We start from the raw sequence: 19215 nt of genomic DNA on the forward strand, positions 1-19215 counted from the left end.
CGTGAGGTCATGGAGCCGCGGTTCGGCCAACACCTCATCGGGCGGGAGCATCCCGCTGCGCTGCTGCGCGCTGAGGTGACCCGGCTGGTCGACAGTCACGGCGGTCTCGTCCTGGTCACCGGCGAGCCGGGCATCGGCAAGACCACGCTGGTCTCGGCCGCCGCCGACGAGGCCCGCCGCAGCGGGGCGCTGGTGCTCGGCGCCGCCTGCTGGGACTCCGACACCGCCCCTGACTACTGGCCCTGGGTGCAGGTGCTGCGCCGGCTGGCCCGGTCCGCCGACGACCCGCGCGGGGTGCGGGAGGCGGCCGCCGCGGGCCTGGCGGCACTGCTCGGCGAGCGCGCCCCCGGCGACCCGGCCGAGCCCGGCGACCCGGCCGAGCCCGGCGACCCGGCCGAGCCCGGCGACCCGGCCGAGCCCGGTGACGCGGCCGAGCCCGGTGACGCCGGCCGGGCCGAGTTCGACAGGCACGACGCGGTGACCGCCGCCCTGGTCGCCGTCGCCCAGCACCGGCCGGTCGCCGTGGTCCTCGACGACCTGCACTGGGCCGACCCGGCGTCGCTGCGGCTGCTCCAGTTCGTCACCCAGCACGCCTGGTTCGAGCGGCTGCTGCTGATCGGCACCTACCGGGACGCCGAAGTCGAATCCGGCGACCACCCGCTGCGGCAGTGGCTGCTGCCGCTCACCGCCAAGGCCACCACCGTCACGCTCGCCGGGCTGGGCCGCGCCGAGGTGGCCGCGCTGATGGCCCGCACCGCCGGCCGGGAGCCCGGCGCGAGCCTCGTCGACGAGGTGCACCGGCGCACCGGCGGGAATCCGTTCTTCGTCGAGCAGACCGCCCGGCTCTGGCACACCCACGGCCTGACCGACACCGTCGCCCCGGGCGTACGGGAGGTGGTGCGCCGCCGGCTCGACCAGTTGCCCGCCGGAGTGGTCGAGGCGCTCACGGTTGCCGCCGTGCTCGGCCGCGAGTTCGACGGGCGGACGCTCGCGGCCTGCGTACCCGCTCCGGTCGCGCAGGTCGACCGGCTGCTCGGCCGCGCCGCCGCGGCCCGGCTGGTGCTGCCCCGCGACGGCGGCCGGTTCGTCTTCGTGCACGACCTGGTCCGCGAGACGCTCTACGACGGGCTGGCCGACGACGAACGGCGGGCCCGGCACGCGGCGGTGGTCCGGGCCGCCGACCGGTCGGACGCGCTCGCCGGCGCGCTCAGCCCGGCCCACCTGGCCCGGCACGCCTGGCTGGCCGGCGCCGAGCTGGACCCGGAACGCGCCGGTGACCTGCTGCTGGCCGCCGCCCGCGACGCCGGGGGCCGGATCGCCGTGGACGAGTCGGTACGGCACTACCGGCGCGCGCTCGAACTGACCGGCGAGCCCGGCCGACGGGTCCGGGTGCTGCTGGAACTGGCCGGGCTGCTGCACCACGCCGGCCCGCCGGCCGAGGTGGAGCGGCTGCTGGCCGAGGCCGCCGCGCTGGCCCGGGAGCTGCCCGATCCCGGCGTGCTGACCCGGGTGGCGCTCATCGCGCACCGGCAGCACTCCGCCACCCGCCGCCGGCTCGACGCCGCCGAGCTGGTCCGCGAGGCGTACCGGCGGTCGATCGCGGAGCCGGACCCGGAACGGCCGGTACGCGCGCTGGTCACCGACCTGATCACCGCCACCGAGACGCTCGCCCGGCACGGCCGCGACGACGAGGCGCTCACCTTCAGCCTGTGGGCCCGCCACGACACCACATGGGGGCTCGGCACCGCGCAGGAGCGGGCCGTGGTCACCGCCGAGATCCGGGAGGTGGCCCGCCGCAGCGGCGACCGGGAGACCGAGCTGTGGGCCACGGCGCTGCGCTGGGTCGCGCTGCTGGAGCTGGGCGATCCGGGCTACCGGCAGGAGCTGACCGCGTTCGTGGCCGGCGCGCGGCGCGACGACGTGGCCCGGCAGCGGGTGGCGGCGATCGCGGACACCGCCATCATCGCCGCCTTCCAGGGCGACCTCGCCGCCGCCGAGGCGGGCTTCGCCGAAGCGGAGAGCTACCGCGAGCCGGGGCACTCCGACCACGCGTTCATGACGCACCACATGCGCTGGTCGATGCTGCTGCTGTACGGCCGCCTCGCCGAGGCCGAGGCGGTGCTCGACCGGGTGGGCGCCGGGCACCCGCAGGCCGAGCTGCTCCGGGCGATCACCGCCGCCGAGCGCGGCGACGCGGCCACGGTGCTGAGGCTCACCGCCGCGATCGAGGCCGCGGGCACCGCGTACCCCCGGTCGGTGTCGCCGTTGTGGCTGCGCCTGCGGGCGCAGGCGGCGGCAGCGGACGGCGACCCGGCGCGGTGCGCGGCGGTGCGGGCCGACCTGGCCCCGCACCGCGGGCAGTGGGCGGCGGCGTTGTTCGGCTGCGACATCGTCGGCCCGGTCGACCTGTGGCTGGGCGGTGTGGACGCGGCCGAGGGCCGGTGGGACGAGGCGGTCGACTGCTACACGGCGGCCCGGGACGCCGCCGACCGGCTGGGCGCCCGGCCCTGGTCGGTGCTGGCCCGGGCCGCTCTGGTGGGCGCGCTCGCCGGGCGTCACGGGCCGGGCGACGCGGCCGAGACGCGGCGACTGCGGGCCGAGACGGTGGCCGAGGCGCGGTCGCTGGGGATGATCCAGGTGGTGGAGCGGCTGGGTGCGGCGGATCCCGCCCCGGCGGCGGCGTCCGCGGTGGTCGCGCCGGTGGCGGCCCGGCTCGGCGCGGGTGTTCCGGCCCTGGCCGTCGCGGCGTCGCCGCCCGGCCGGCGGGGCGCGTCGGGCCTGTCCCGGGCGGGTGTGGTGCACGGGAGCGCACGGCCGCCCGACCCCGGCGCGGACGTGGTGCGGCCCGAGTTCCGTCCGGACGGGCCGGTGTGGCGCCTCGCCTACGACGGCGTCGTGGTGCACCTGCCCGACGCCAAAGGGCTGCACGACCTGCGCCTGCTGCTGAGCCGTCCCGGCACGGACGTGCCCGCCGTCGAACTGCTCGACCCGGCGGCCGGCCCGGAAGTCGTCGCCGCGCGCCGCCTCGGCGCCGATCCGGTGCTCGACGACGAGGCGAAGGCCCGCTACCGCCGGCACCTGCGGCGGCTCGACGACGAGATCGACCGGGCGGCGGCCCGGGACGACGCTCGGCGGCTGGCCGAGCTGGACGCCGAGCGCGCGGCGCTGCTGAACCAGTTGCGTGCCGCCGCCGGGCTGGCCGGGCGCGACCGGCGGCTCGGTGACCAGGCGGAACGGGCGCGCAAGGCGGTCACCGGGCGGATCCGGGACACCCTGCGCCGCATCGACGAGCGGCATCCGGCGCTCGCCGCGCACCTGCGCGAGTCGGTCACCACCGGCGGCGCCTGCCGCTACCGGCCGGCCGAGCCGGTGCCCTGGCGGCTCTGACCGACGAGGTGGCGGGGGCCGAGCGGCCCCCGCCACCGTCGTCGCGTCAGCGGCGGTTGTAGCGGTACATCGTCAGGGTGCCGAACACGACCACGAAGACGGCGCTCCAGAGCAGCATCCACATGGTGCTCGGGGCGTCCATCGAGCCGGCCATCGCCGCGCGGACCGAGGTGACGAGCTGGGTGATCGGGTTGATCTTGACGAACGCCTGCAGCCAACCGGGCATGGTGGACGGGTCGACGAACACGTTGCTCAGGAACGTCAGCGGGAACAGCACCATCATGCTGGTCCCCATCACCGACTTCTCGCTGCGCAGCACCAGGCCGAAGAACGTCCACACCCAGGAGAACGCGAACGAGAAGACCACCAGCAGTCCGATCCCGGCGAGCACCCCGAGCAGCCCGCCGTCGGGACGGAAGCCGAGCACCACGCCCACGGTCAGGATGACCACGGCGGCCAGGACGTAGCGCAGTACGTCGCCGAAGATCATCCCGACGAGCGCCGACGGCCGCCAGACCGGCAGCGTACGGATCCGGTCGAAGACGCCCTTCTCGATGTCGCTGTTCAGCCCGACCCCGGTGTACATGGTGATCATCACGACGCTGGTGACCATGATGCCGGGTAGGAAGAACTGCAGGTACGCACGCGGGCTGTCGGCGAGCGCGCCACCGAACAGGTACGTGAACATCAGCACCATGATGATCGGGAACGCGGTCACGTCGAACAGCTGCTCCGGCACGTGCTTGATCTTCAGCAGCGCCCGCCAGCCGAACGTCAGCGACGCCGACAACGCGCTGGGCCGGACCGGCCGCTCGGCCGGAGCGAGCACGGTGGCCAGCGCCTCGGCGGACGGCATGTAGACGGACGGCGACCGCCCGGTGCTGATCGCGGTGTCGCTCATCGCGCCGCCTCCAGTTCGTCGTCCCGCTCGTCCGCCGGGACGGCCGGGTGGTCGGTCAGGGCCAGGAAGACCTCGTCCAGGCTGGGCTGGCCGAGGGAGAAGTCGTCCACCACGATGCCGGCGGCGGCCAGCTCACCGAGCGCCCGCGCCGCCTGCGTACCGGCCTCCAGATCGGTGCCGTGCTCGCCGACGCGGGCGGTCAGCGCCGCCGGATCCGCGGCGAGCTGCACCGGTACGCCGAGCGACGCCCGCAGCACCTGCTCGGCCTGCGGCCGCTGCTCCGGATCGCGTAGCCGGATGTGGACGCTGCCCGCGCCGATCGACGACTTCAACTCGCCCGGGGTGCCCTCCGCGATCACCCGGCCGTGGTCGACCACAGCGATCCGGCCGGCGAGCTGGTCCGCCTCGTCCAGGTACTGCGTGGTCAGCAGCACCGTCGTGCCGTACGCCACCACCGCCCGCACGATCGCCCACACCTGGTTGCGGCTGCGCGGGTCCAGCCCGGTGGTCGGCTCGTCGAGGAACAGCAGGTCCGGCGTGTTGAGGATGCTCGCGGCGATGTCGATGCGCCGCCGCATCCCGCCGGAGTACTTCTTCACCTGCCGTCCCGCCGCCTCGGTCAGCCCGAACGCGGCGAGCAGTTGCTCGGCCCGGTCCCGGGCGCCGGCCCGGCCCAGCCCGAGCAGCCGGCCCAGCAGGACCAGGTTCTCCGCGCCGGTCAGGTCCTCGTCCAGCGAGGCGTACTGGCCGGTCAGGCTCACCCGGGCGCGCACCGCGTCGGCCTCGCGCACCACGTCGTGCCCGAAGACCCGGGCCGTGCCGGCGTCCGGGCGCAGCAGCGTCGCCAGCACGCGTACGGCGGTGGTCTTCCCGGCGCCGTTCGGGCCCAGGACGCCGTAGACGGTGCCGGCGGGAACCCGCAGGTCCAGCCCGTCGAGTGCCCGGGTCGAACCGAAGGACCGGACCAGGCCCTCGGCCTCGACGGCCAGGCCGGTGTTCCGGTTGCTCATATATCGCTACCTCTCTCGTCGGTGTCTCGACAGGCGTACGGGCGTGCCGCCAGACCGATCGCCTGTTTCAACGAGGCCGGGATGCTGTGGTGTTGTGCCGGCCTCACCCCGGAGGCGCCAGACGGCCCGCCAGATCCGATCTGGCGGTGGCGATTCCCGGTCGACGACGGCCGGTACGGGAGGAAGTCGGGGTTATGACCGTTCCCGCAGCAGTCCGCCGGATGACCGGTCGCGGACAGTGCGCGATCGATCGTCTGCCATATGCTGCGCCGGCATCCGACGCACGGGGGGCGTGTTCCGGTTGTGGTGACGCGGACGCCTCTTGAGCGCATTGAAACCGAGAGGGGTCCACCGTGTCCATCGTCCGAAGAGTGCTCGGCGCACTCGCCGTGGCGGCCCTGGCCGTCACCGCCGCACCCACCGCCGCCGGTGCGGCGGATCCGGCAGGCGTGCTCCACCTGACCGTGACCAGGCTCGACGGCAGCCCGGCCGCCGGTAACGTCGCCGTGACGGCCGCCGACAGCAGTTACGACAAGGATCTCCTGCCGCTGGACGAGTCCGGCCGGCTCAGCGTGGAGGTGCCGGCCGGCGACTACAAGATCGCCATCACCCCGGTGTACGGCGACGGCCAGGACGACGAGGTGCTCAGGCAGTGGGTGCCGGGCCGGAGCAGTTGGGCGCAGGCCGGAACGGTCCGGGTGTCCGCGGGGGACACGACGGAGGTCTCCGAGCGCCTGCTCGCGCCCAGCGGGTCGACCCTGCGGGCGCGCGACGCGGTCACCGGCGCCGAGGTCGACGGGCTGTGCGTGTTCCTCGACCCCCGGCGCAATCCGTGCGGCGACACCCGGGTGACCGTCCCGCCGCTGATCCCCGGCCCGCAGGAGGTGTGGGTCTACACCCGGGACGACACCCACCTGCCCCGCTACGCCACGGTGAACGTCCTCGCCGACGGCAGCGGCACCGCCGTGGTCGTCCTGACCCCGGCCGCGAACGTGGTCTCCCGGGTGGTCGACGCGGCGACCGGCGCACCGGTCGCCGGGGCCTGTGTGACGCCAGCGCCCGCCGGTACCGGCGAACTCCCCGACAACCCGGGACGGTACTGCTCCGACGCCTCCGGGAACGTCCGCGTCGGCCTGGTCGCGGCCGGCTCCTGGAACCTGTTCGCCCGCCCCGCCGGCGGATCGGCGTACGGCGCGCAGTGGGTCGGCGCGACCGGCGGCACCGGTGACGCGAAGCAGGCCCGGGTGGTCACCCTCCGGGCCGGGCAGACGGTCACCGTGCCCCCGATCCGGCTCGACCGCGCCGGTGTCGTCACCGGCACCGTGACCAGCGCGGCCACCGGCAGGCCGGCGACCTCCGGCACCGTGACGCTCGCACCCGAGTCGGGCTTCTTCCCCGATTGGGGTGTGGAGCTGGACGCGCAGGGCCGCTACCGGATCGACTGGCTCGGCCCGTACGCCTGGCCGCTGCTGTTCACCACCGCCGACAACGCCACGCAGTGGTCCGGCGGGTTCGCCCTGCGGGGCAAGGCCGTGCCGGTCACGGTCCGGGCCGGCGCCACCACCGTCTACAACCTTGCGGTACGGCGTGGCGTCCTGGTCACCGGCCGGCTCGTCGACCCGGAGGGCCGCCCGGTGGTCGCCGAGCTGACGGTGCGCAACGCGCGTACCCGTGAGGTCATCGGCTGGACGCTGGATCGTGACGGCGAGTACGCGCTGCGGGTGCTCGGCCCCCAGCCGGTCACCGTGGCGTGGCTGTGGACGCCGCCCTACGTCAACTACGCCGGCTGGTACGACGGCGCGACCCGCCCGGCCGACGCCACCGAGGTGACCCTGCCGGGCACCGGCACCCTGCGGCTGGACGTCGCTGTCGACCGGTTCCCGGCCGGCTGAACGACATGAGCCGGTCGATCGGCACGAGCCGGACGAGCGGCACGGGCCGGGTGGCGTGTGAGCCACCCGGCCCGGCGCCGGTCAGCGCGCCGAGTCCAGCCGGGTCCGCTGCTCGGCGGTCAGCTCCAGGTCGACGGCGGCCAGGCTCTCCTCCAGCTGCGCCACCGAGGAGAAACCGACGAGCGGGATCGACGGGATGTCCCCGCCCATCAGCCAGGCCAGCACCACCTGGTTGACTGTGGCACCGGTCTCGGCGGCCACCGCCCGCAACGCCGCCAGCCGGGCCGGGGTGGCGGGCACCACGTACTCCTCGCCGAGCCGCTCCGGCCGGACGTACGCGCCCTTCAGCAGCGGCGAGTACGCGACCAGCGTGAGCTGCGGCTCGGTACGCAGGTAGCTGAGCAGGTCCGGGCCGACCCAGCCGACGTCGCCGTCCGGGTCCAGCTCGCTCGGCACGTCCAGCCGCCGGGGCAGGTAGCTGCGGTGGTACTGGAGCACCTCGTACCCGGGCAGGCCGGCCGCGGCGGCGAGCGCGCGGGCCCGCTCGACCCGCCAGGCGCGGTGGTTGCTGGCGCCCAGCAGCCCGACGGTGCCCTCGGCGACCAGCTCGGCGAAGCCCTCCACGGTCTCCCGCATCGGGACCGTCCGGTCCTCGATGTGGGCGTAGAGCAGGTCGAGCCGCTCCACGCCGAGGCGCTCCCGGCTGCGCTCGGCGGACTCGCGGATCACCTTCGCCGACAGCCCCTCCGGGTTGTCGACGTAGCTGGTGCCGGGAGCGAGCGGACGGGCGCCCAGCTTCGTCGCGATGACCACCTCGTCGCCGATCCCGCGGCTGCGCCGCCAGCGGCCGAGCAGCTCCTCGCTCTCGCCACCCTGGCCCCCGTCGTGCCAGAAGGCGTAGTTGTCCGAGGTGTCGATGAAGGTGCCGCCCGCCTCGACGTACCGGTCGAGGATGGCGAACGAGGTGGCCTCGTCGGTGGCGGTGCCGAACAGCATCGCGCCGAGACTGAGCACGCTGACCTCGCGGCGGGTGGCCGGGTCCGTGCCGATGGTGCGGTAGCGCATGTCTTCCTCCCCGTCGGAGCTTTGCCGGCCACCCTGCCCCTTCGAGTGCGCGCGAAGTCAACAACGGAGGGGCCCGGGTCTCCCCGGGCCCCTCCGACGTGCGACTGCTCAGCTCGGGATGTAGTCGAACTCGTCCGGGTTCGGGCCCGTCCGGCCGGCCTCGCCCCGGTCCAGCGAGGTGAGCCGCTCCATCGCGGTGTCGTCGAGCGTGAAGTCGAAGATCGCGAAGTTCTCCTCGATCCGCTTCGGCGTGGTCGACTTCGGGAAGACGACGTCGCCGCGCTGCACGTGCCAGCGCAGCACCACCTGGGCCGGGGTCCGGCCGACCTGCTCGGCCACGTCGACGACTGTCGGGTCGTCGAGCACCTTGCCCTGCGCGATCGGCGACCACGCCTCGGTGAGGATGCCGTGCGCCTTGTCGTACGCCCGCACCTCCTCGTTGCCGAGGTAGGGGTGCACCTCGATCTGGTTGACCGCCGGCACCACGTCCGCCTCGGCGGCCAGCCGCTCCAGGTGCGCGACCTGGAAGTTGGACACGCCGATCGACCGGACCGTGCCCGCGTTACGCAGTTCCTCCAGCACCTTCCAGGTGGAGACGAAGTCGCCGTCGTAGCGGGTGGGCAGCGGCCAGTGGATCAGGAACAGGTCGAGGTAGTCGAACTTCAGCTCCCGCAGCGACTGCTCGAACGCCTTGCGGGCGTCGTCCGGGCGGTGGAAGCCGTTGTTCAGCTTGCTGGTGACGAAGACCTCGCCGCGGTCCAGCCCGGAGGCGCGCAGCGCCTGACCCACCTCGGCCTCGTTGCCGTACATCTGGGCGGTGTCGATGTGCCGGTAGCCGACCTCCAGCGCGGTGCCGACGGCCCGGACGGTGTCCTTCGGCTCGATCTGGAAGACGCCGAAGCCGAGCTGCGGGATGGTGTTGCCGTCGTTGAGTGCGATGTCCGGAATGCCGTTCTGGGCCATGAGAGCCTCATCTCCGATCGTGCGGTGCCGGGGCGCGTCCGTGCCGACCGCCCCGGCCGTGTCAACCGGATGTCTCTACCCGCTCGCCACGCTTCCTCACATCGGGGACGAGCGTCAACCCCAGATCGACCGCGCCCACTCGGGGTGGTCGACGAACGGGTTGCGGTTGCCCTGCCAGCGCTCGTGGATGCGCTGGTTGCGGCGCTTCTCGAAGGCGTCCGGCGGATCCTGGTCGTTCCAGGCCAGCAGCTTCGACAGCCGCCCGAGGCGGGGCGCGGAGCCGTTGGAGACCGAGTCGTTCGGTTCCAGGTCCGGCCAGCCGTCGTCGCCCTCGTACCGGATCGCCATGTAGAGGATCATGCGGGCCACGTCGCCCTTCACCGCGTCGCGCGGCTCGAACGAGTCGGCGTCGGTGTAGCAGCCGGGCGCCTCGGCCACCGTGCCGCCGCCCGAGTCGAAGTCCTTGTTGCCGCGCGACGAGTTGACCGACACGTCCTCCGGGCGCAGGTGGTGCACATCGGTGCCGGGACCGGTGGCGGTGCCGAAGTCGCCGTGCGACTTGGCCCAGACGTGCTCCCGGTTCCAGTCGTTCGCGCCGCCGCCGTTGCTCGTCTTGCTCTGTGACCGTCCGCTGTAGAGCAGGACCACGTTCGCCGGGTTGGCCGGATCCTGGTCGGTGTCCTTGAGCGCGTCCCACACCTGGTCGTAGCTGAGTTTCGTCTGCACCCTGATGATGCCGTGCAGCGCGGTGCGCAGCGCCGGCCCGGTCTTGCCGGCCGCGCTCGCGTAGTACGCGTCCGGCCCGGCGGTGCCGGTCGGGGCCGGGGTCGGGGTCGGCGTGGGACTCGGCGTGGTGCCGCCGCCGAGGCTCATCGCGGTCGGGTTCTTCAGCCCGCCGTGGCTGAAGTACGCGGTGAGCGTGCCGGTCGCGGTCACCTGCCGTCCCCGCAGCGACGGGTTGGTGAGCAGCCCGTAGGTGCTCCGCCAGGCGGCCGTCACCTGCACGTACAGCATCCGGGCGGTGCCGGTCTCGCCGGCCTGGTCGGCGATGGCGATCGCGGTGTCGGCGGTGAAGCCCGAGGTGAGCACCGTGGTGGTGGCGGTGGGCTGGCCGATGACGTAGCCGGTGACGGTGGCCGTCCGGCCGTCCTGGGCGGCGAGGGCCTGCGCCACGGTCAGTGTGGTCGCGGCCGACGCGGCGCCGGTCACGCCGAGTGGGAACGCGACCGCGACGGCGAGCACGACCGCCGCGATCAGCCGCCCGGGTCGCGAGCGGGTGACGCACTTGATATTCATGATCAGCGATGTTAGTCGCCGCCGCGCGGTTTGAGGAGGGGGCGCGCTGCCCGCTACGTCACGACGCCGCCAGCCGGGCGTAGACGTCGCCGGAGCGACCGGCCGGGCGGTACGTCTCGAGCAGGCGTACCAGCCCGGCCGCGTCCAGCCACCTCTCGCTGGCGAACCGCATGGTCTCCACCGGCGAGTAGTTGTAGCGGTAGCCGCCCGCCGTCGCGCCCAGCCGTTCCACGAGCTCCAACGCGGCCAGCGCGGCGTCGTGCGCGGGCGGCAGGTACTCGAACGACAGCCCGCGCACCGGATGACTCAGCCCGGCCAGCACGTCGACCTCGAAGCCCTCGACGTCGACCTTGCAGAACGCCGGTACGCCGTGCCGCGCGACCAGGTCGTCCAGCGTCACCACCGGCACCTCGACCGACCTGTCCCAGCGGACCCCGGCGAAGCTCGGATCGGCGGTGACCGACTCGATCCACGACGACGACATGGTGGACACCGTCGGCGTCGCGCTGGACAGTTCCAGCCGCGCGCTCCCGGACCGCGCACCGACCGCCGTCGGCTCGATCGTCACGTCGGCGTCCCGGCCGAAGCCCAGGCGCAGCACCCGCAGGCAGTCCGGCTGTGGCTCCACCGCGACCACCCGCGCGCCCAGCCGCCGCCAGGTACGCACCCGGCCGCCGACGTGGGCGCCGATGTCGAAGCCGAGGTCGCCGGGGGAGAGGAACTGCCCGTAGAGCTGCCGGGCACGCCAGTGCTTGGCCGGTTGACCGTGGTAGACGGCCAGGGAACGGGTGATCCCCCAGGCCCGCGCGAGCATCGTCACGACATCCCTAACTGTGAGTGGTGGACTTCGGCCCGAACGCGTGCAGGAACCGGTCGCGGAACGACTCCATCGGCCAGACCGGGGCCTGCGGATCGGGGTTGAGGCCGTCCTGCCAGCCCCATCCGGCGATGCGGTCGAGCACTGCCGGGTCCTTGGCGACGACGGTGATGGGCACGTCCTTGCCGGCGCCCTCACCGGTGACCGCCCGGGCCGGCTGGTGGTCGCCGAGGAACACGAGCACCAGGTTCTCGTCACCGTAGCGCTGCACGTAGGAGATGAGCGTGCGCAGCGTGTAGACCACCGACTGCCGGTACGCCTCCCGGGTGCCCTCCGCCGAGCGGTCGGCACGCGCGGTTCCCTTGTAGACCGAGCCGTCACCGACGTCGTCCCAGTCCACGAGCGGCGGCACCGGCGTCCACGGGATGTGGCTGGACAGCAGCGGGATCTCGGCCATCACCGGCGCGTGCCCGGGTCCGCGCTCGCGGCGCTGGAACGTCGACAGCGTGTACTGGTCCGGGGGCGAGGAGAAGCTGAACAGCGGCCCCCGGTAGCCGAGTTCCTTCATGCCGTACACCTGGTCGGGGGAGAAGAAGTCGGCTTCCGGCCAGGCCCGGGTGAGCGCCGGCATGACCAGCGTGGTCCGCCAGCCGGCGCGCTTGAACGCGCCGTTGAGGGTCAGGTGGTCGCTGCGTACCAGGTTGGTGTAGCGCAACTGGTTGTCCGCCCGGATGCCGCTCATCAGCGTGGCGTGGGCGAGCCAGCTCCCGCCGCCGGTGGTGGACGAGGTGAGGAACGCGCTGCGGCTGCCGTACCCGGCCGCGCGTAGCTGCCGGGTCCCCTCGTCCAGGACGGCGTCCACCTCCGGCGCGAGATCCGGGTCCTCGAGCGCGACCCGGCCGTAGCTCTCCACGAACGTGAACAGCACGTCCTTGCCGCGCAGCGCGGTCAGCAGTTCGTCGCCCGGCACGTTCTGGAACGGGTCGCCGGCGAGCTGCGTGTTCAGCGTCTCCTGGTCGTTGAGGCCCGCTCGTACCTGCCGGGCCCGGTCGTAGAGACCGGCCGCCACCGTGTCGGCGGCGACCGGGACGCCCGGCACGATCTGCGCGCCGAGCACGGCGCAGACCACCCAGGCGGCGGCGAGCGCGGTGGTCGCGCGCGCGGAGACCATCCGGTGGCCGGCCACGACCCGGGCCAGCCGCCGCGCCGACAGCGTCACCAGCAGCGGTACGGCGAGAACGGCGACCACTGCCAGCGCCACCGCACCCACCTCGGCGGCCCGGCCGTACGACTCGGACAGGAACTCCGCGCCCGCGCCGAGGAACGTCCAGTCGGCGATCAGGTCGAAGGGGCGGTCCAGGACCAGCGAGAACCCGAGGTCGGCGACCTTGAGGACGAGGACCAGGCCGAGCAGCGCGCCGAGGATCGTGGCCACCACCCGGCGCGGACGCGGTGGCAGGACCAGCAGCAGGGCGACGGCGATCAGCCCCTCCACCGGGATGCGCAGGAACGCGCCGGGACTGAACTCGTTGACGTCGCTCGGCGCGACGAGTGCCACCAGCACGAGCGCGGCGGCCAGCGTGGTGGCCGTCGCGGCGAGCAGCCGCCGGGCGTGCGGTCGCCCGGGCACCGCAGCATCGTCGGTCGTGGTGCCGGCGTTGTCGTCGGTCGTGGTGGCGTTCGGGGCGTCGTCGCCGTCCGCCCGGCGGGACAGGTCGGTCACCGGTGCCGCCCGCCTACCTCGGCGGGCTGGCGCGCGATCCGCACGTCCGGCGTCCACTCGGAGTGGTGACCCGCCGGCGCGGGGGAGACCGGCGCGGCCGGGAGTGCGCGCGGCACCGGCCGTACGCGGTGCCGCCACAACCAGGCGACGTCACGGCCGAACGACTCGACGAGCATCGCGAGCGCGCCGAGAAGCACCGCGACGGCGAGCAGCCGGGGCAGAACGCCCGCGGCCACCACCGCCAGCGCGATGCCCTGCGTGGCGGCCACCACCTTGCGCCAGTAGCGCGGCGGCAGTGAGCCGCGCATCCACGGCAACACCCAGCCGGCGGCGACGAAGACGTACCGCATCGCGCCGATCACCAGCACCCAGGCGCCCACCTGGTCGGCGACGTACCCGCAGAGGACCAGGACCAGGAAGGAATCGACCTCCATGTCGAACCGGGCGCCCAGCGCACTGGTCGTGCCGGTACGCCGGGCCACCTGCCCGTCGACCCAGTCGAGCGACAGCGCCACCGCGCTCAGCGCGACGAGCACCGGCACCACGATCGGCTCGCGGAACGAGTCGACGGTCAGCGCGGCCACGCCACCGGCGAGCGTCGCCCGGGTGAGCGTCACCCAGTCGGCCGGGCCGAGCCGGTCCGCGCCCGAGCGGCGCAGCCCGTATCCGAGCGCCGCGACCGTCACCACCCCGAAGAGCAGACCGGCAAGCCAGCCGTACGCGCTCAGGCCGACCGTGCCGGCCAGGGCCGCGAGTACGCCGACCTGGAGAATCGCCCCCGCGAATGGATCAGTTCGAAGTGCGGACACCATGCCTCCGAGGTAGACGTCACGAACCACACGTGTGTACGGAGAACATGCCCGAACAGTTCGTTCTGATGCCGGAAACGCGCCAGCGGATGTGGCATGTCACGTCGGCCGGCGGGGCGGCGCGCGGTCAGCGCGCCCGGTCGGCGGTGTCCTCGTCGCGCCGGGCCAGCGCCGAACGGCGGTAGCCGTACAGCGCGTAGACGAGCGCGCCGAGCAGGAACCAGGCGCCGAACCGCAGCCACGTCACCGGGTCGAGGAACGTGATCAGCTCGGCGGCCTGCCGGATCGGCAGGAAGCCGGCGATCAGCGCCGAGCCGACACCGACGATCCAGGTGACCCGGGTCGGCACCCGGCGTCCGGCGAGCCGCACCCGCATGGACGAACGTAGATCATCGACGCGAAGATCGCAGCGCGACGGCGGCGGTCAGCCCGGCGGCGGGCTCGTCACCAGCCGCCAGTACTGCCGTTTGCCCTCGTCGCGGACCACGACGCCGAGCCGGGCCAACTCCCCGTGCAGCTCCCGGGTCTCGGCGTCGTTGCCCCCGTCGAGCGCCCGCTGCCGGGCACGCAGCAGGGCGTCCGCGCCGGGCGGCAGGCCGGGCAGCCCTTCCACCCACCGCCGGTACGCGTGCCGGTGCGGGTCCTGGCCGGTCCACGGCCAGCCCTGCCGGGTGAACGCCTCCCGCAGCCGCTCGGCGTCCAGGTCGGACTTCTCCCGGGCCAGTTCGCCACCGGCGCTGTCGAGCAGCACCAGTGCCTTGCCGTCGACGAACACCCCCGCCACGCCGGCGCGGGCCAGGTCCCGGCCGTGCCCGTCGCGGTGCAGCCGTACCGTCCGGTGCCCGACCGTGACGGTCAGCCGCTCGCGGACCGCCACCACCGCCAGGAACAGGCCGCCGAGCAGGCCCGCACCGGCCCCGATCGGGTACGACCGCTCGTCCGGCCACCGGGCGAGCAGCTCGAACAGGCCCTGGAACGGGAACCAGGCCAGCCCGGCGATCCAGCCGGACAGCGCGGTCAGCCCGGCGCCCAGCCCCGCCCCGAGCAGCGGGAACCCCGCCCACATCAGCACCAGCTCGCCGCGTCCGCCGTCGACCACGACGTCCTCGCCGGGTTGCCGGACGGCCACGGTCAGGACACCTCCCGGCGCATGGTGCGGACCAGGCCGGCGACCAGCGGCAGGAGCACCCAGACGGCGAGCGAGACGCCGAGCCGGCCCCACTGCCCGCCGGTCACCTCGGCGCCGAGCAGCGGCTCCATCGTGTACGAGGTGTCCAGCCAGCGGGCCGGCTCACGCAGCGCGGAGATCATCGCGGCGAGCAGGCTCCACACGGTGGGCAGCAGCAGGTAGGTGACGATCGCCAGCGGCGTGTTCAGCAGCAGCAGGCCGAAGGCGGCACCCATCAACACGCTCGCCACCTGGAACACGGCCGCGTGCGGCAGCAGTCGCCAGTCGAACGCCCAGGCGCCCGCCCCGCCGGTGGCGCGGGCGGCGAGCGTGCCGACGGCGGCGACGGCCAGGCAGACCAGCACCGAGGCGAGCGCGGCGAGCACCACCGCGGCGAGCTTGGCGACGATCACCCGTTCCCGGCGGGGCACCAGCGCGAACGTGGTGAGCGCGCTGCGCTGCGACCACTCGCCGGTGATGGAGAGGATGCCGAGCACCGGCAGCAGCAGCCCGACCGGCAGCAGCGACGGGGTGAAGAAGGCGGTGAACGTCTGGTCCGCCGCGTCGACGACGAACAGCTGCACCACCACGATCGCGGCCGCGATCAGCCCGATCGTGATCAGCAGCCAGCGTCCGGCCCGGGTGTCGGCGAGTTTGCGCAGCTCCACGGCGGTCAGCCGGGCCAGCGAGGGACCGGCGACGGCCGGCTCGTGCCGTGGCGGAGCGGTCGGAACGGCAGTGGTGGTCATCGGACGGCCTCCTTGGTCGACGCGCCGGCGGTGAGGGTGAGGAAGAGCTGTTCCAGGCCGCCGCTGCCGGCCGGGCGCAGCTCGGTGAGGACCAGTCCGGCGTCCGCCGCGGCCTGGCCGACCTGGCCCGGCTCGGCCCGGACGACGAAGCCGCCGTCGGTGCCGGCGGTGGCGGGCAGCGCGGCCCGGTCCAGCGTCAGGCGCAGGGCGTGCGGGTCACGGGCCCGCACGAGCGTGCCGGCACCGGCGAGCAGCTCGTCCTTGCCGCCCTGGGCGACCACCCGGCCGCCGCCGATCACCACCAGCCGGTCGGCCACCGCCTCCACCTCGCGCAGCAGGTGCGAGGAGAGCAGCACCGTGCCGCCCCGGTCGGCGAAGTCGCGCAGCAGGCCGCGCATCCAGAAGATCCCCTCCGGGTCGAGGCCGTTCGCCGGCTCGTCCAGGATCAGGACCCGGGGGTCACCCAGCAGCGCCAGCGCCAGGCCGAGCCGCTGCCGCATGCCCAGGGAGTACGCGCCGACGCGGCGCCGGGCCGCGGTGTCGTTCAGCCCGACCTGGTCGAGTACCGCCGCCACCCGTCCCCGGTCCACGCCCATGGTCCGGGCGGCGAGGGTGAGCGTCTCCCGCCCGGTGCGCCCGGCGTGCTGCGCCGAGGCGTCGAGCAGCACGCCGATCTCCCGCCCCGGATTGGGCAGGTGCCGGTAGGGGTGGCCGCCGACTGTGGCGCCGCCCGAGGTGGGCGGTGTCATCCCGCAGATCATCCGCATCGTGGTGGACTTCCCGGCGCCGTTCGGTCCGAGGAAACCGGTCACGGTACCCGGTTCGCACCGGAACGTGACGTCCTCGACTGCGGTGTGCGGGCCGTACCGCTTGGTGAGCTGGTCGACTTCGATCATGCCGTCGAGCCTGCCGGGGCCACCCGGTCACGCGCTGCGGCCGGCGGTCTGCGCCGCCGTCGACCTCCGTTCACCGCAGGCGTCGACTTTGGTAGCTGGTAGCCGGGCCGGAAGGCTTCCTAGCATGGACGGGTGACCAGCGCCGCCGTACCCGATCATCCCTGGCTCCTGCCGGGCTCCCTGGTGCCCGCCCGAGCCGCCCGGCGGACGCCGCGGGACTGGTTCGTGGACGGCGTGCTGTTCGTGGCCTCGCTGCTCTGGGTGCTGATCGCGCACGGCGACGTCACCAGCGCCACTCCGGAGTTCGGCCTCAACGCCGGTCCGGCGTGGCTGGAGGAGGCCGACCTGCTCATCGGCCTGCTCGTCAGCGGCGCGCTCTGGCTGCGCCGCCGCTGGCCGGTCGGGCTGGCGGTGGCCACCGCGCCGCTCATGCTCTTCTCGGTGACCGCCGGCGTCGCGTTGCTGATCATCATGTTCACCGTCCTGGTCCACCGGCCGCTGCCGGTGGGCCTGGCCCTGGTGGCCTGGCAACTGTTGAGCCTGCCGGTCTACCTCGCGGTCCGGCCCGATCCGACGCTGCCGGTCTGGGCCTCCGCCGTGTGGACCGGGCTGTTCATCTGCGTGGTGGTGGCGTGGGCGTTGTTCGTCCGCGCCCGCCGCCAGCTCGTGCTGTCCCTGCGCGACCGGGCCGAGCGGGCCGAGGCCGAGCAGCAGCTCCGGCTCGACCAGGCCCGGCAGCTCGAACGCGGCCGGATCGCCCGGGAGATGCACGACGTGCTCGCCCACCGGATCTCCCTGCTCAGCCTGCACGCGGGCGCGCTGGAGTTCCGGCCGGACGCGCCGCCGGAGGAGGTGGCGCGGGCGGCCGGGGTGATCCGGGCCAGCGCGCACGCCGCGCTCCAGGACCTGCGCGAGGTGATCGGCGTGCTGCGGGCCGAGGTCGGCTCCGAGGCCACGCCGGAACGGCCGCAGCCGACGCTGGCCGACGTGCCCGCGCTGGTCGCCGAGAGCCGCGACGCCGGGGTACGGGTCACCGTGGTCGACGAGGTGAGCGAGCCGGAGGCCGTGCCCGCGGCGATCGGGCGCAGCGCGTACCGGATCGTGCAGGAGGGGCTGACGAACGCCCGCAAGCACGCACCGGGCGCGGTGGTGACGGTCCGGCTGGCCGGCGGCCCGGGGGACGGGCTGGCGGTGGAGATCCACAACCCGTGGCCGGTCGGCGCCTCGCCCACCGCCATTCCCGGCGCCGGCACCGGGCTGGTCGGGATCGCCGAGCGGGTCACGCTCGCCGGTGGCCGCCTCGAACACGGGCGGGACGCCGACGGCGGGTTCCGGCTGACCGCCTGGCTGCCCTGGGCGGCGACCCGGTGAGCGCGCCGGTGCGGGTGCTGATCGTCGACGACGACCCGCTGGTCCGCGGCGCGCTGTCGATGATCCTCGGCGGCGTACCCGACCTGGCGGTGGTCGGCGAGGCCACCGACGGCGCCGAGGTGCCGGCGGCGGTCGCCGCGTACGCCCCCGACGTGGTGCTGATGGACATCCGCATGCCCCGGGTCGACGGGCTCGCCGCCACCGAGGCGCTGCGTGCCACAGCGGAACCGCCCGAGGTGCTGGTGCTCACCACGTTCGACGCCGACGAGCAGGTGCTGCGGGCGCTTCGCGCCGGGGCGAGCGGCTTCCTCCTCAAGGACACCCCGCCGGCCGAGATCGTGGCGGCGGTACGCCGGGTCGCGGCGGGCGAGGCGACGCTGTCGCCGGCGGTGACCCGCAAGCTCATCGCGCACGTCACCGGCACCGCGCCGGTGGCGAGCCCGGACCCGAAGCGGGAGCGGGCGGTACGGCTGCTCGACGGGCTCTCCGAGCGGGAGCGGGAGGTCGCGGTGCTGCTCGGCCGGGGCCGGACCAACGCGGAGATCTCCGCCGAGCTGTTCATGAGCGTGGCGACGGTGAAGGCGTACGTGTCGCGCCTGCTGACGAAGCTCGACCTGAACAACCGTGTGCAGGTGGCCCTGCTGGTCCAGGACGCCGGCCTGGTCTGACGCGCAGAAGCTCTCATTCGTGATAGTCACGGCGATCGGGCCGGCCGCACTGCTCGCCGCGTGGCGGGATTGAACTGCTGCCGTTCCCCGGCCGTACCAGTGGTCGAGGATGTGGTGCGGCCGTTCCGCCGTACCGCTGCCGAGCTGCGGGAGGCCTGCCGTGCGAGTTGGTGAGCAGTCGACGGATCCCATCGACCAGATCCTGGGCGAGGTGCCGGTACCGGCACCGTTGACCCCCGAGGACGTCCGCCTCGCGGTCCGGGCGGTGGTGGTGCACGCCGCCGAGGAGTGGCCCGCGGGGCCGAAGTGCCGCAACGACGGGTCGTCGTTCCCCTGCCGGTTGCACCGCTGGGGCCGGCGTGTGCTGGAGACACACGGTCTCAACGACCGTCAGATCGACGCGCTGATCCGGCACGGCAACCCGTTCGTGCACGTACCCTTCCCGTTCGTGCTGAGCGGCCCGCCCGGCGCCCGTCCGGCCGCCGGGCAGGCCGGACGTC

17 protein-coding genes are annotated in these 19215 nt (G+C 74.2%); 5 read left to right on the top strand and 12 right to left on the bottom strand.

From position 1 onward, the window contains the following. Positions 1 to 9: 9 nt before the first annotated feature. Positions 10 to 3387, top strand: coding sequence for an ATP-binding protein (locus tag ACPCK6_RS20760; RefSeq protein ID WP_423481943.1), 3378 nt, complete (start codon positions 10 to 12; stop codon positions 3385 to 3387). A gap of 46 nt (positions 3388 to 3433) precedes the next feature. Here the strand turns inward: ACPCK6_RS20760 and ACPCK6_RS20765 are convergent, their stop codons facing one another. Then, the gene (locus ACPCK6_RS20765) at positions 3434 to 4288 is read right to left on the bottom strand and encodes an ABC transporter permease (RefSeq protein ID WP_396880093.1); all 855 of its coding nucleotides are present in this window, start codon (positions 4286 to 4288) and stop codon (positions 3434 to 3436) included. Then, entirely contained in the window at positions 4285 to 5298 is a 1014-nt protein-coding gene (locus tag ACPCK6_RS20770; protein ID WP_396880094.1) for an efflux ABC transporter ATPase subunit, DrrA-related, read from the bottom strand. Before ACPCK6_RS20770 ends, ACPCK6_RS20765 begins: the two co-directional genes overlap by 4 nt. Positions 5299 to 5651: 353 nt before the next feature. Here ACPCK6_RS20770 and ACPCK6_RS20775 point away from each other — a divergent pair, with 353 nt between their 5' ends. Next, positions 5652 to 7190 (top strand): MSCRAMM family protein, encoded by a 1539-nt coding sequence (locus tag ACPCK6_RS20775; RefSeq protein ID WP_423481944.1) that lies wholly within the window; start codon positions 5652 to 5654, stop codon positions 7188 to 7190. An 81-nt stretch (positions 7191 to 7271) separates the two neighbouring features. On the opposite strand, the gene ACPCK6_RS20780 is transcribed toward ACPCK6_RS20775, so the two are convergent. The 10 genes from ACPCK6_RS20780 to ACPCK6_RS20825 all read right to left on the bottom strand — a co-directional run bounded on the left by ACPCK6_RS20780 (position 7272) and on the right by ACPCK6_RS20825 (position 16676). After that, positions 7272 to 8255, bottom strand: a complete 984-nt coding sequence (locus ACPCK6_RS20780; protein WP_396880096.1) for an aldo/keto reductase — start codon at positions 8253 to 8255, stop codon at positions 7272 to 7274. A gap of 108 nt (positions 8256 to 8363) precedes the next feature. Then, on the bottom strand, positions 8364 to 9218 hold the full coding sequence (locus ACPCK6_RS20785; protein WP_423481945.1) for an aldo/keto reductase: 855 nt from the start codon (positions 9216 to 9218) through the stop codon (positions 8364 to 8366). 114 nt (positions 9219 to 9332) lie between these two features. Then, a complete protein-coding gene (locus ACPCK6_RS20790; RefSeq protein ID WP_396880098.1) occupies positions 9333 to 10514 on the bottom strand; it encodes an endonuclease in 1182 nt (393 codons plus the stop codon). Positions 10515 to 10572: 58 nt separating this feature from the next. Then, entirely contained in the window at positions 10573 to 11328 is a 756-nt protein-coding gene (locus ACPCK6_RS20795) for an FkbM family methyltransferase (protein ID WP_423481951.1), read from the bottom strand. Between the two features lie 13 nt (positions 11329 to 11341). Then, entirely contained in the window at positions 11342 to 13054 is a 1713-nt protein-coding gene (locus tag ACPCK6_RS20800; RefSeq protein ID WP_423481946.1) for an alkaline phosphatase family protein, read from the bottom strand. Beyond that, a complete protein-coding gene (locus ACPCK6_RS20805) occupies positions 13051 to 13866 on the bottom strand; it encodes a CDP-alcohol phosphatidyltransferase family protein (RefSeq protein WP_396880100.1) in 816 nt (271 codons plus the stop codon). The genes ACPCK6_RS20800 and ACPCK6_RS20805 overlap by 4 nt, the downstream gene beginning before the upstream one ends. Before the next feature lie 124 nt (positions 13867 to 13990). Further along, a complete protein-coding gene (locus ACPCK6_RS20810) occupies positions 13991 to 14239 on the bottom strand; it encodes an amino acid permease C-terminal domain-containing protein (protein WP_423481947.1) in 249 nt (82 codons plus the stop codon). 48 nt (positions 14240 to 14287) lie between these two features. Continuing rightward, on the bottom strand, positions 14288 to 14992 hold the full coding sequence (locus ACPCK6_RS20815; protein WP_396880101.1) for a YqeB family protein: 705 nt from the start codon (positions 14990 to 14992) through the stop codon (positions 14288 to 14290). 2 nt (positions 14993 to 14994) lie between these two features. Then, positions 14995 to 15780, bottom strand: a complete 786-nt coding sequence (locus ACPCK6_RS20820) for an ABC transporter permease (protein WP_423481948.1) — start codon at positions 15778 to 15780, stop codon at positions 14995 to 14997. Next, the gene (locus ACPCK6_RS20825; protein WP_423481949.1) at positions 15777 to 16676 is read right to left on the bottom strand and encodes an ABC transporter ATP-binding protein; all 900 of its coding nucleotides are present in this window, start codon (positions 16674 to 16676) and stop codon (positions 15777 to 15779) included. The genes ACPCK6_RS20820 and ACPCK6_RS20825 overlap by 4 nt, the downstream gene beginning before the upstream one ends. Positions 16677 to 16808: 132 nt before the next feature. Here ACPCK6_RS20825 and ACPCK6_RS20830 point away from each other — a divergent pair, with 132 nt between their 5' ends. The 3 genes from ACPCK6_RS20830 to ACPCK6_RS20840 form a co-directional block, all read left to right on the top strand. Then, positions 16809 to 18047, top strand: a complete 1239-nt coding sequence (locus tag ACPCK6_RS20830) for a sensor histidine kinase (protein WP_396880104.1) — start codon at positions 16809 to 16811, stop codon at positions 18045 to 18047. Then, positions 18020 to 18715, top strand: coding sequence for a response regulator (locus ACPCK6_RS20835; RefSeq protein ID WP_396880405.1), 696 nt, complete (start codon positions 18020 to 18022; stop codon positions 18713 to 18715). The genes ACPCK6_RS20830 and ACPCK6_RS20835 overlap by 28 nt, the downstream gene beginning before the upstream one ends. Positions 18716 to 18875: 160 nt before the next feature. Then, positions 18876 to 19215, top strand: a 340-nt coding sequence (locus ACPCK6_RS20840) for a hypothetical protein (RefSeq protein WP_423481950.1), incomplete at its 3' end; no start/stop codon positions are given.

Origin of the sequence: Micromonospora sp. AB353, from assembly GCF_049538395.1 — a bacterium.
GTDB classification, from domain to species: Bacteria; Actinomycetota; Actinomycetes; order Mycobacteriales; family Micromonosporaceae; genus Micromonospora; species Micromonospora aurantiaca.